Source organism: Streptomyces sp. NPDC005423 (assembly GCF_040606415.1).
Lineage (GTDB): Bacteria > Actinomycetota > Actinomycetes > Streptomycetales > Streptomycetaceae > Streptomyces.
Genome location: NZ_JBEXET010000051.1, coordinates 1 through 11,756, shown reverse-complemented (window position 1 = coordinate 11,756; position 11,756 = coordinate 1). Strand labels below are relative to the sequence as shown.

General features: G+C 68.6%; 7 protein-coding genes and 3 pseudogenes. 3 read left to right on the top strand and 7 right to left on the bottom strand.

The annotated features are described in order from the left end of the window. Positions 1 to 14 precede the first annotated feature (14 nt). Entirely contained in the window at positions 15 to 242 is a 228-nt protein-coding gene (locus ABZT12_RS34040) for an NAD(P)H-binding protein (protein ID WP_356391932.1), read from the bottom strand. A 19-nt stretch (positions 243 to 261) separates the two neighbouring features. On the opposite strand from ABZT12_RS34040, the pseudogene ABZT12_RS34035 reads away from it, so the two are divergent. Continuing rightward, positions 262 to 480, top strand: a pseudogene (locus tag ABZT12_RS34035) (DUF6009 family protein); the annotation flags it as partial. Between the two features lie 308 nt (positions 481 to 788). On the opposite strand, the gene ABZT12_RS34030 reads toward ABZT12_RS34035, so the two are convergent. The 4 genes and pseudogenes from ABZT12_RS34030 to ABZT12_RS34015 form a co-directional block, all read right to left on the bottom strand. Next, complete coding sequence (locus ABZT12_RS34030) at positions 789 to 1,226, bottom strand: SRPBCC domain-containing protein (RefSeq protein ID WP_356391929.1); 438 nt, start codon at positions 1,224 to 1,226, stop codon at positions 789 to 791. A 133-nt stretch (positions 1,227 to 1,359) separates the two neighbouring features. Further along, positions 1,360 to 1,852, bottom strand: a pseudogene (locus ABZT12_RS34025) (WHG domain-containing protein). Positions 1,853 to 1,874: 22 nt separating this feature from the next. After that, positions 1,875 to 2,708: an alpha/beta hydrolase gene (locus tag ABZT12_RS34020; RefSeq protein WP_356391926.1), complete on the bottom strand. Its 834-nt coding sequence runs from the start codon at positions 2,706 to 2,708 to the stop codon at positions 1,875 to 1,877. A 516-nt stretch (positions 2,709 to 3,224) separates the two neighbouring features. Next, positions 3,225 to 3,542 (bottom strand): hypothetical protein, encoded by a 318-nt coding sequence (locus ABZT12_RS34015; RefSeq protein WP_356391923.1) that lies wholly within the window; start codon positions 3,540 to 3,542, stop codon positions 3,225 to 3,227. 316 nt (positions 3,543 to 3,858) lie between these two features. Between ABZT12_RS34015 and ABZT12_RS34010 the strand changes: the two are divergent. Continuing rightward, a pseudogene (locus ABZT12_RS34010) lies at positions 3,859 to 3,954 on the top strand (transposase); the annotation flags it as partial. Between the two features lie 33 nt (positions 3,955 to 3,987). On the opposite strand, the gene ABZT12_RS34005 reads toward ABZT12_RS34010, so the two are convergent. Continuing rightward, a complete protein-coding gene (locus tag ABZT12_RS34005) occupies positions 3,988 to 5,031 on the bottom strand; it encodes an IS110 family transposase (protein ID WP_356391920.1) in 1,044 nt (347 codons plus the stop codon). 488 nt (positions 5,032 to 5,519) lie between these two features. After that, the gene (locus tag ABZT12_RS34000; RefSeq protein ID WP_356391917.1) at positions 5,520 to 8,495 is read right to left on the bottom strand and encodes an AAA family ATPase; all 2,976 of its coding nucleotides are present in this window, start codon (positions 8,493 to 8,495) and stop codon (positions 5,520 to 5,522) included. 172 nt (positions 8,496 to 8,667) lie between these two features. On the opposite strand from ABZT12_RS34000, the gene ABZT12_RS33995 reads away from it, so the two are divergent. Continuing rightward, complete coding sequence (locus ABZT12_RS33995; protein WP_356391914.1) at positions 8,668 to 11,493, top strand: LuxR C-terminal-related transcriptional regulator; 2,826 nt, start codon at positions 8,668 to 8,670, stop codon at positions 11,491 to 11,493. The last annotated feature ends 263 nt before the right edge of the window (positions 11,494 to 11,756 follow it).

The window sequence follows — 11,756 nt, the reverse complement described above, 5'->3', positions numbered from 1 at the left end:
CATCCCCGATCGGCTCACCACTGCGACCGGCTGGTGCCGACCGATGCCGCGCTGACGGCGATGATGCGTCGTACGGCGGTCTCCTGCATGGCCTGGACGATCGCTTGGGTTCCTTGCGAGGCGACGCCGACTTCGGCGCCCGATCGAGCGCCGAGTCCTGAGAGGACCGCGCCGGCTCCGGTGACTGCCGAGCGCAGGACTGCCGGGTCCGCGGTCGTGAGATCGGCGACTACGGTGCGCATCGGCGTGTCGGACAGCCTATACGCACGTGATGGCCGCATGGTCGGCTACGCCCTCCTCGACGACCAGGCCGAACCCGACCCCGACAGCGGCCTGTACAAGCGCCCGGGCTGGGACCTCAGCTCCCCCGCGTGGCGGTGTATCGGTTTTCGGCTCCGTGTCTTCTTCCTCCTCCCGCACGACCGCGACAGCCTCCCCGACGGCCTTTACCGCGAAGGCGCCCCCGGCGAAGCTGTCGACCAAGGGCCGCGGCCATGAAGGAGGCCTTGGTCACCACGATAACCACCATGCCCGACCAGCTTCGCCGCGCAGTCCTGCCGACTACGAGGCCGCGCGGGCGGCGCTCGCGCCCGCGGCGCCACCTCGCTCGCTTCCGCACCGTTGCGGACACCGGTTGTCGTGCCCCGGAGGCCGGCATAGTTGATCGCCATTCGTAGCCAAATGGGCTGATTTGCTCGGGCGGGAGTGCCGTCGGTGAAGTTGTAGCGGGTCGCTCAGCGGCATCGGCAGGCGCGGGATCGTGTCGTGCCGGCAGGTGAAGGGCGTCGTCACCAGGTGCTGCGCTCGGTGAAGACTTCCACTTGCTGTTTGAGGCACTTGTTGAACGCGGCGTACCCGTCGCGCTTGGGTGTCTTGAAGAGCCGCCGGGTCAGGGTGACCAGGATGCCGGAGAACTCTTCGCGGTTGGTCAGGCGGGTGGTGCCGTCGTGGTTGGAGGAGAGGACGAAGGAGTGCTGGCCATGGAAGAGCCGCTTCGTGCCGAGCGTGCCGGCCCACCGCAGCTCCTGGCCGGGTGTTGCGACGGTGACCGTGGGTCTGAAGGTCATGCCTGGCATGCGCATGGTCAGTCGGTTTCCGACTTGAGCGGTTCCCTCGGCTGCGGAGAAGGTACTCCACTCGCCGTAGGCGGCGAAATCAGTGAGGACGTTCCACACCTCTTCCGGGGTGGCGTCGATGTCTATGACGGCCGTGAGCACTGCGTCCATGACGGTTTCCACTTCTGGCAGGGGCGGGGAGAAAAGGGGGGTGGCGGTCCGGCGAGCGTGTGGTCTGCCCGTGATGATCGGCGGAGTCTGTGTCCGCGGTGGCGCGAAGGCCGCGATCGACGAGGTCGATGAGTCACTCGAAGCTTTCGGCGACGTCGGTGGACCGCTGGAGTCCGCCGGATGCCTGCAGGTTGGCGAACCCGTGGAAGACGCTGCGCACCGCCCGCAGCGCGTGGGTCATGTCCTGTGAGGGAATGCCGTATCCCCGCAGTACCGCTTCGAAGGGTCCGATTCCTCGTCTGGAGGCGAGCATGATCGGGTCGTCGGGACCGGTCGGTGTGAGGCCGAGGGTGGCCGCGTAGCGGCCGGGGTGGGTGAGCACGAAGTCCCGCAGGGCTCTGGCAGCGGCGGCCAGGGCGTCGCGGCCGGCGCGGCCCTGGATAGCGGTGCCGATCGCGTCGGCGGCTTCGTCGAAGGCGAGTGCCGCGATGCGCCGGTGGAGGTCATCCTGGCTGGCGATGTGCTTGTAGAGAGGCGGCACGCACCCCGACCCGTTCGGCGAGCCGTCTCATGGTCAGCCCGCTGAAGCCGATCTCGTCGGCGAGGTCGGCGGCGGCGACGGTGATCGTGGCCGCGTCCAGGCCTGCCCTAGACACCGACGCTGGCCAGGAAGGCCAGGACGGCGGTAAGGGTCTGCTGGGGGAACTGGACGTGTGGGTAGTGACCGGCTCCCTCGATCATCTGTAGCCGGCCCAGTCCGGTCGGCAGGTCGGCGACGATCGCGTCACCCTCGGCCTGCGGCGAGGCCCAGTCGGGGTCGAGGCTGCCCTGCACGATGAGTACCGGGCAGGTGACGTTGGCGAGCTGCTCACCGGCGTCGGCGGGGGAGATCTTGCCCATCGCCTGCAGGACCTTCATTCGGCCGGGCTCTTGAAGCATCGCGGTGATCTGCCCTATGCGTGTGTCCCAGTCCCCGGGCTTAGGGCCGGGGTATGCGGCGTCCAGGTACTTGGCCCACTGCCTGGTGCTGCCGAGAATGGTGGTGCCCATGAGGTGGGTCGCGCCGTGGCGGTAGGCGGCCACCCGTAGGTCGCCGAGACGGACTTCCTGCTTTCGGGTGAAGGGCGCGAGTTCGACCAGCGCGGTGATGAGCTCCGGGGCCTTGGCCGCGGCGATCGTGACCGCACCGCCGGCGATGGAGTGGCCGACGAGTACCGCCGGCCCGCCGAGGTGCTTCACCAGGGCGATCAGGTCATCCGCGAGGTCGGTGCGGGTGTAGGACGCCCACCCGACGCTGGACTCACCGTGGCCGCGCAGGTCCACCGCGACGACTCGGTATCCGGCTTCCACCAGGGCGGGGGTGAAAAACCGGTAGGCCTCGCGGCTGTCGCCCATGCCGTGGGCGAGCACGACCAGCGGCCCGGAGGCGCCACTCACCTCGTACGCGATGGTCCCACCATCAACCTTCAGGAACTCGGTCACGGCTACCTCCATATGGTTTGTCAGCCTTGTTGGCTAATCTCGTTATCCAAAAGCTAACACTGTTAGCTTCAATTCCGCCGCTGAAGGTGCGAGCAAATCTGTGCCGCACTTGGAGGCGGCCACGGGCTGTGCCACCCCGCGGAGGGGCGCGATGTGGGTTTTTGGTGGCACGAGTCTGCAGGTGCAGGTGCAGGTGCAGGTGCAGGTGCAGGTGCAAGGCTGATGCTGCTAAAGGGCTTCGGACCGTGCCGGCCAGCGGGCGGTCGTAGCCATTCCAGGCGTAGCGGGAGAGATCCCGTGCTTCGTGACGCGGGTGGAGACGCGTGGCCGCCGTGCGGTCAACTGCCTTCGCGGCGCAGCGGTGCCGATATGCCTCACCAGGTCGGTTTGCCGCATCGGACCACCTGCGGGTCATTTTTATTGCACGGACGACGGTGTCGCGTGCTGCTTGGAGGGCGATCGTCTACCAGGCCCCGGGCGGAGACTCGGCCGGGTAGGTCTCCACCACCGCGACCGTCACCGATCGCAGGGCTGGTAGAGCACGAGGAGGTCCCACATCTCTTGGGTGGCACCCTCAAGATCCTTCGAACGCAGCATATGTCCCTTGAGCAGAGTGTGACGCAAAGCGAAATACGCGGACTCGATCTCCCAGCGTTCGTGATGCGGCTGCATCAGCCGGGAGGGTGGATCGGCGCCATTGTTGATCAGGTTGGTCAGCAGCCGGTCAATGAGTACGTGAATGCAGTGGGCAGAACCGCAGACGGCGTGAGTGATACGACCACCGCTCGGAATCTTGCCTGATCCTCTTCCAGCAGCGCGGTTGTCGACCAGCACAAGAAGGCGGAACTGCCCGAAGACACAGCAGGAATTGCCTGACAGCGCATTGGTTGTTGGTTGCGTCCTGGGAAGTGGTATAAGAGCTCTCACCTGGCCCGGGCGTCTGGTCCCGAAGGTAGCTTCACCCAAGGGCAGAGCGGCTACAAGTACCCAGTACACGGTAGGAGTGGGCTGTTTATGATGCCTCAGATCCAAATGGCGTGTTTGGGTGCGTGCCAGATTGTTCGGGTGGGTTTCGCGATTTTGTCCGCTCCCAGGAGCTGCAGTCTGCCGATGGCCAGGTTCCGCAGAGCGGCCATCGCCCGTGGCGCTCTGGCTGCACGTCTTCACCGAGCTCAAGGACCGCGGCCTGGACGACGTGCTCATGCTGGTCTGTGACGGGCTCAAGGGAATTCCCGAGGCCGTGGGGCCGTCTGGCATCTCGGGGTGCCTCTGTGTCCTGTCAAGTAGCTTGAGGCAGGCGGTGCTTGGACATTCGCTCATCGGCGATCATGACGCGCCACACATGGTCGGCAAGGCGGCGTTTCAGGCAGCGTTTGGCTTCCCTTGGTGTCTTCCCTTCGGAGAGTTTCCGCTGGTAGTAGGCACGCCCTGGGGACTTCGGCATCCTGATCTGAGTGACGGCGATGGTGTGGAGAACGGAGTTGAGCTGACGGTCGCCGGAACGTGAGAGCCGGTGGCGGGCCTTGTCCGCGCTGGCGATCTCGACCGGGGCGACGCCGGTGTAGTTCGCGAACGCTGCCGCAGTGGCGAACCGGCTGGCGCGCCCGACGCGGCCGACGAGCCGTGCCGCCAGCACCGGCCCGACGCCGGGCGTGTTCATCAGCGTGCTGCCCGAGGACTCGACCAGTTCCTCCATGCGTACGGCGTTCTCCGCCAGCCGCTTGTCCAGCGCCCGGATCTCCGTGACCAGGTCACGGGCAAGGTCCCGGCGAATCTTTTCGACGTCGCCGGCGGGGCGGACCGTGCGCAACAGCGTGGCGGCCTGGTCCGCCGACAGCTGAGGCGGAGCCCCGCCGGGCAGCAGGTCACGCAGCACGGCGTGCAGCTGGTTGACGGTGCGGACCCGGGCCTGGGCGAGGTTGACGCGTCGTTCGTCGAGCAGGGCCAGGGCCGTGGTGTGGTCGTCCGCGTTCACCTCACGCCCGTCTCCGTGGATGTGAGCCGTGGCCGCGGCGGCAGCGTCGATCCGGTCGGTCTTGCGGCCGCCGCCACGGGTGAGTTGACGGACGCGGCTGGTCGCCGAGGCGGGTACATCGACGACAGTCTCGCCGCGGGCGACGAGCCACTGGGCCAGGTGGCGGCCGAGCCCGTTGGCGTTCTCCACCACCCACTTGCGCTGCGGCCAGCGGCGGCCCCAGGTCAAGAGCCGCCGGTAGTCCGCCAGGTTCGCGTCGATCCTCAGTGAGCCCGCCTGCTGATTCGAGACAGGGTCGACCGCGGTGGCGGTGTGAGTGGACTTGTGCGGGTCAACACCGAGCAACATCACGGGAGTTCGTTCCTCACGGCCGGACGACAGGACGTCCACGGCCGACACGCCGACTTCGGGAACCGCTGCCGGGACACGCCTCTGTTGAGTCAGGCCGTGGCCGGACACCGGGCCAGCGGCACACCCCGAGCGGGCCAGCCCCAGAGGGGCGGCAGGAACCTCACGAGCCATCCAACCCAGCGTCCTAACGGAACGCTACGAGCGGCCAACCCGACCGCGCTCCGCTACGGCCAATACAAGTCGGGAACCTCAGGTGGCGCACGAGCGCCCGTTGGGCAGTCTCTTCGTAACGTGGTATGCCGGCACGCTGATGCCGCAGGTGAGGCCGGGGAGAGCGCGAGTACGGGAGCGAAGGGCATGACGGAGGAGAGTGGTATCGACGGCGTTTGACGCGGTTCAGGAGGCCGACGTGGCTTGCCGGGTTACTTCGTTTCGCTTGTGAAGACCCTCCGTGCGGTGGCGACAGGGAAAGCTGGCATGAGCGGTCAACGGTTGTCTCCAGTGAGCGGGCTGCCAGTGAGGACGGCTGTTACGACTTCGGTGCGGGATCGCATACCGGTACGTGCGAACAGCCTGGACAGGCGGTTCGCGACGGCGTCCTGGCTCAGTCGCAGCACCTGGGCGATCTGTCGGTTGGTGAGACCTTCGGCAAGCAGCGTGGCCAGCAACTGCTGGTTTTCCTCCGTGGCTATCTCGCGGCCCGGTATGACCAACCTCGCTTCGCGCATTGCGGTCCTGGTGTGGAAACGCCACAGTGCGGCGCCCGTCTCGCCGAACAACTCGTACGCCTCGTGTAGCAGCTTCGCCGGACCCTCGGTTGCGGGCGCCGCGGTCAGGAGCGTGACGGCCGTCTCGAACGGCTGACTGCGTGAACGGGCCAGACCGACCGCCTGGCACAGATGCCGGCCGGCCTCCGCGGAACCCGGCCCTACCGCGGTGCCGGACGTCAGCAGGTACAACAGCCGTGTCCGGCTGCTGTCTGTCTGTTCGGCCAGCTGTTCCAGGTGGGCCACGCAGCCGGCCGCTCGTTCGGTGGCGCCCGCCTGTGCGTGCACCGCGGCGAGGGAGGCCCACAGTTCGTCCGTGCCGTAGACGGATCCGCGCTCGTCCGCGGCGCGCAGCCCACGCCGCAGTACCTGCTCGGCCGCCTCGAGTTCGCCCAGGGTGCGCAGTACCTCTGCGTCTGCTTGGTCTAGGACGTGTTCAAGCGGACCCTTCAGCTGACTGCGGACGGTGTCGATCAGTCGGGCCGCGCCGGTGACGCGTCCTCGTGCGAGAAGTATGGCCGCCGTTCGGGCAGGGAGCAGAAGGTGTCCGGGAGCGACCGTCAGCATCGTCCCGTTGACCAGGTTCCGGCGCGCCAGCGTGAGTGCCTCGTCCCACCGACCCTCAAGGTGATGCCACAGGAACCGGCTGGGCTCAGGCAGCGATTCGGGTTTCATTGCCCGGACAGTCAACAAGGCTTTTCCCTCTCGTAGGTCGCCGATGCCGAGCAGCACGTTGAACTGGGCGATGTTCTGCGCGAAGGCCTTGTTGGGTGGCACGCCCGGCACCTCCGCCAGGACTAGATCCTTTCTGAACCGACCGGGCCGGCCCAGCACAAACTCCCCGACCCGGCTGAACAACTCCAGCAACGAGCGGGTGCCCGGGGTGCTTTTCCACACCGCCTCGGACTGTGCAAGCAGGGTCAGCGACTCCTGCCACCTCTCTAGCTGCAACAGTGCCTGGACACGGCCGGACACGGTGGCCAGAGCGGGTAGCCGCCGTCCCTCCCACCACTCTGCGGTACCCATCCGGGACAATGCCTGCCAGTCCTGCTCGACAGCCGCCGACGCCACCAGCAGGGTGGCGGCTTCGTGGAGCGTCAGCGCGTCGAGACCCTCGGCCGGACCGTTCAGGATCCGCTCGGCCGCTGTTCGGGCCATACGGAAGTCATCGCAACCAAAGGCCGCCTGGCCGCAGCGTAGTATCGCCCGTTGGCGGGCCGACGGCTCATCGATGAGGCGGACCGCTCCGAGGAGCCAGCGCACCATCCCGCGCCGCCCGTGATCGGGGTACACCGCTCCCGCGGCGGCTGTCAGTTCCGCCACAGCGCGTTCGCGGTCGACCAGAAGGCCGGCGTCGGCGATCCGGTTGGGAAGGTAGGCCACCGCGTCCGCCTCGGCGAGGACCGACGGCGGGGCCGTGTCGTCGCCCGGGGCCCCGGCCGACCACAGCGCGTCGACCGCGGCGGCGGACAGTCGGGCGCGTTTGAACGGGCTCAACCGCTCCCGGACGCTGTGTGCCAGAAGCGGCACGCGAAATGTCCACCCGCGAGATGTGGCGCCGTCCGGTGCGTGCAGGTCGTCCACGATGCCCTCGTCGACCAGTGCACCGATGCCGTGGTCGACGACCTCGGCGGTGAGGCCTGTCGACGCCACCACCAGCGCCGCGGCCACTCGGCCGAGCGGCCACAGGACGCTCAGCGCCTCGGCCACTGTCCCACAGGGCTCGCCCAGCGCCCGCAGCGCCGCGACATGGCGATCACCGTCCGGCAGTGTGGGCACCGGCGCCCCGGTGATCAGGAAGGCATGCCGGTCGACCACACCGATGGCACCCTGAGCCACCCACGCGACGAGCAGCGCGTCGAGTGCCCCGGGAAGGCTGCGGGTCAGCACCCGGGCCTGCTGTACGAGATCGGCGTCGGGTGTGGCCCGCAAGCGCTGCTCGAGCCAGGCCGTGACGCTCTCGGAACTCAGACGCGACAAAATGATCGTGCGCACTGCCGGATCGGGAACCGGCTGCTCAGGGGCGCACCCTGGCACTGGGAGGGGCACTGAACTCCGCAGGTTCGAGGTGTCGCCGGGCTTACGGGAAGGATCCGCCGTGTCCGTCCCCGTGTGCTGTACTGCCGTGACTAGCAGCCGGGTGCCGGGCGGGACGCGGCTGAGGTCGGCCTGGTCGAGCAGCGCGAGGGAATCCGCGTCGGCATGTTGGGCGTCGTCGACGACGACCGTCACGGGTGTCGGCTGCGCCAGCGCTGCGGCGAGCGCCTCGGCCATCGCCGCTCGGTCGCCCCGTTGCGCTGCGGACAGCGCTTTCGCATCCGGCTTACGTGGGTGGTGCCGTTGCGCCGCCGCGGACCGGTGCTCCTCCAGGGCCTTAACCAGTCGAAAAGCCAGCATCAGTGGCTGCTCGTCGTCACCGGGAACGCAGTTCACGGGCAGGACCGCGATCCCCGCTGCGGTAAGCCGACCGGCAGCGGCGTGCACGAACGCGCTGCGCCCGATGCCCCGTTCTCCTCGGATGAACACCAGGCGCGGGCCAGCCGGATCGCGAAGGCCGCCGTCGAGCTCGGCCGACTCCCGCTCCCGGCCGATCAGCTGTCCATCCGCCTGGTCGAGACGAACAGGCGTTCCACCGAGAACCCAGTCGGTGTCCGAACGAGCAGCCACTGTCTCCACCACGACTTTCGACGACATACATGTACCGGGCGGGTGCCCGTCCTGGACCGCCCCCGCGAGCGGCCCACTTTCTTCACCTGTAATCATGACGAACCAGGCAGGTGACGGGCGGCCCGCTCTTAATGCGACCGAACTCCGTTTTTCCGTAGAGCAGTTCGACGTAGGTGGACGGGGGAGGCAAGGAGTAGTGATGCAGGAACATCGTTCGACACTTGCCGTCAGGCCTGGCGAAGTCGAGGAAGTGGCCGCCGCGTTGCGCGCCACCGGTTCCGCGGCGCGGACGGTCCTGGTCACCGGTCCGGTCGGTACCGGCAAGACCGCTGTCCTGGAGCAGGCACGGTGGGCGGTGGTCCAGGAGGGCGGCAGGGTTTTGCGGCTCCGCTGGGAAGTCGCCGAAGGCCCGGACGGCGCGGCTGCCCTCGTGGACGTTGTATGTGCCGCACTTGCCAAAATTTTTTCGGACGGCCGACTTCCGGCACGCATCGCCGAAGTGCGTCGGATGCGAGCGCTGACCACTGACCCCGGCGGTGAGATCGCCCTGCTGTCGGCCTTGGCGGATGTCATGACAGACGCCGTCCAATATGTTCACTTTGCGATCACCCTCGACAATGTTCGGTCGATGCCGATGCGGACGGCCTGCGCGCTGGGTCTGCTGCTGCGCGCGTTCCGCCCCACCGGCGTGCCGATGGTACTGGCCGGACGGCCGATGGACCCGGGACAGGTCGCCGGAGCGCAGTTGCTCGCGACAGCGGACCTGGTACTCGAACTGCAGTCACTGTCTTCCGACGCGGTTGGCGCGCTCATCGTGCGGTGGCTGGGCCGACCTGTCGAACCCGACCTGGTGACGCAGATATCCCATGCTTTGGGTCCGCTGGCTGGGAGTGCGGGGGCGGTGCTCTCGGTCCTCGCCTCGCTGGAGGAGTGCGGCGCTCTGCTCGAACTCGACGGGCAGGTATGTCTGACCGTCCCGGAGGGCGGGCTGCCGCTCTCGGCGGACATCGCGGAGCTGCGCCGATACGGCTGGCCGGACACGTCGCCGGACGCCTCCACGGTCGCGACAGCGGTGGCGCTGGCCCGGCTCGGGGCACCGCAACTCGAATCCCTGTATCGGACGAAGTCGCCGGACGGGCTGCTCGAGGCCCTCGGGCGCAGGGTGGAGGGGTTGATCAGGGATCGGGTGGTGACCGTCGATGCGGACGGCAGGGCGGGGTTCGCCGTTCCGGCGCTCGCGGCGGCACTGCGTGCGCTGCCCGATCGTGGTGGTGCGCAGCCGCCGTACGCCATGGTCACCAGAGCGCTGGCCGACCAACTGGGCGCCGTCGTACCGGACCCTGGGCGGCCATGGCCGTTCGGGGACGTACTGGCGAGGGACCCGACACCTGCCGAGACAATCCCGAAGCGCCCGACCGCGCCCCACGGCGTTCAGTCTGAGAGGTCCGGGGCGGTCGGCCACGAGGGCCCGGCACCATACGGCGCCGACGTGCCCGGCGCCCTGCGCGAGTCCGCCGTCATCGGCCTGCGGCGCTCCGACCACATCGGCGTACTCTCGCTCGGCGAGCCGATGCTCGCCTGCATCGAGGAATCGTTTGGGTCGCACCAGTCGCACAGCGAGGTCCAGGGCCCTCTGGTGTTCGTCGCTCGGGCCTGGGCCTTGATGGCGCTGCACGAACACAGGTCTCCGCACAGCGAGGACGCCGATCCCCGTTACCGTGCGGCGCTCGGGCGGATGCCCACCGCCGCCGGACTGGCGGCGCTGGGTGGCGCCTACGGGATCGGTCCGGTCACGCCGATGACCTTCGGGCCGGCAGCGGCGGGCTACTGCGTCCCGGACGCCGGCCTTGGCTCCAGACTTGTCCCGTCGCCCGCGGAGGTCCGGCTCCTGGCCGCCGCCGCAGGCGGCGACGCCGAGTTCCAGCGCGCCAGACAAGAGCTGCTGCATCACACCATCGACGAGGCTGCCCTGCACCGGCTGCGGAACGCCGCCGCGTACGGCGACCTGGCGGGCGCTCTCAACGCCGCGCTTGGGGAGCGGTACACCAGGGCGGATGAGAGCACAGCAGCGCAGTATCAAGCCCTGTTGAGCGACTATCTGACAGGAGAGTGGGACAGCGCTCTGTCTCGCGCACGCCGGATCGAGGCGAGGGGACAGTCCGACGGCGTGGCCGGGGTCGCACAGCCAGCCCGAGCGCTGGCGGCCGAGATCCAGCTCATGCGCGGGCAGTTCGGCAGGGCCCGACAGTGGCTGGAACTGATCCCCCCATCCTTCGTCCATCCACTGGTTGCCCGGGTGCGGCTGGGCGTGCGGTACTGGTCGGGGCAGCCGGACGAGGCCCTGGCAGGGGCATGGCGCGACGTGCGGCGGGCACAAGAGAGCGGACTGCTGGCGGGGGTCGAGAGGGTGCTGCTGCGGATCATGTCGCTGACAGCGGGCGACAGCGCGGAGACGGCGCGGGATACGCTTCGGCACCTGGAGGCGCTGCACGAGGAGGCGGCCTCGCCGATGACGCACGAGGCGGTGCTCCTCGGGCGCGGGATGGTGCACGGCGACGCGGAAAGCGCGCTGAGCGCGTACCACCTGGTGCGACAGCGCGTCGATCTGCCCTTGAGCGTGGACTGCTGCCAGTCCCTGACGGATGTCGGCGACGACCCCTCGCGGTGGCTGGCCGAGGCGGCGCGGAGCGTGCACACGCTGGGCATGGGTCGGCCCGTCCGCAGTCCGCTCGGTGCTGCAGCGGTGCGGCGGAACGTTTCGCTCCCAAGGCGTCGCACGACGTCCCAAGGACTGAGCGAGCAGGAAGTTCGGCTCATCGGCATGGTGAGCGAGGGCTCCACCAATCGGCAGATCGCCGCTCGGCTGGCGTGGAGTGAGAAGACCGTGGAACAGCGGTTGTCGCAATTGTTCCAGCGGACCGGACGCCGTTCCCGGGTGGAGCTGGCCGCGGCCTGGCTGGACGGCAGCCTGGCCCGGCAGGGGCTGGTGCCAGACGCTGGTTCGGGCAGTGACGGCGGGGACTGACAGCGGTCGCGCACGGCGGGCGGGGTCGGCTGACCTCGCCGTCACCGTGCTTGCGTTCCCGAAGGTGGTCATGGCTGGGGCATAGACTCCGTCGGTACGGCCGACTTGTCGATCGCGTCCCCTGAAGTGGTGTAGCCGGGCTGCAGTCCGGAATGCGCGGGTCTCTGCCCCGGGGCGTGCATCCGCTGACTGCGCATGCCCCCTGAACAAGGGCAGGCCACCGCGCAAGTCTCCCTGGTGAACGGCCAGTTCAACCGGAGGAG

Excerpts from the sequence above, each read along its gene's own strand:
- ABZT12_RS34040 (WP_356391932.1), bottom strand. The coding sequence starts at position 242 with ATGCGCACCGTAGTCGCCGATCTCACGACCGCGGACCCGGCAGTCCTG.
- ABZT12_RS34030 (WP_356391929.1), bottom strand. The coding sequence starts at position 1,226 with ATGGACGCAGTGCTCACGGCCGTCATAGACATCGACGCCACCCCGGAA.
- ABZT12_RS34005 (WP_356391920.1), bottom strand. The coding sequence starts at position 5,031 with ATGTTGCTCGGTGTTGACCCGCACAAGTCCACTCACACCGCCACCGCG.
- ABZT12_RS34000 (WP_356391917.1), bottom strand. The coding sequence starts at position 8,495 with ATGTCGTCGAAAGTCGTGGTGGAGACAGTGGCTGCTCGTTCGGACACC.
- ABZT12_RS33995 (WP_356391914.1), top strand. The coding sequence starts at position 8,668 with ATGCAGGAACATCGTTCGACACTTGCCGTCAGGCCTGGCGAAGTCGAG.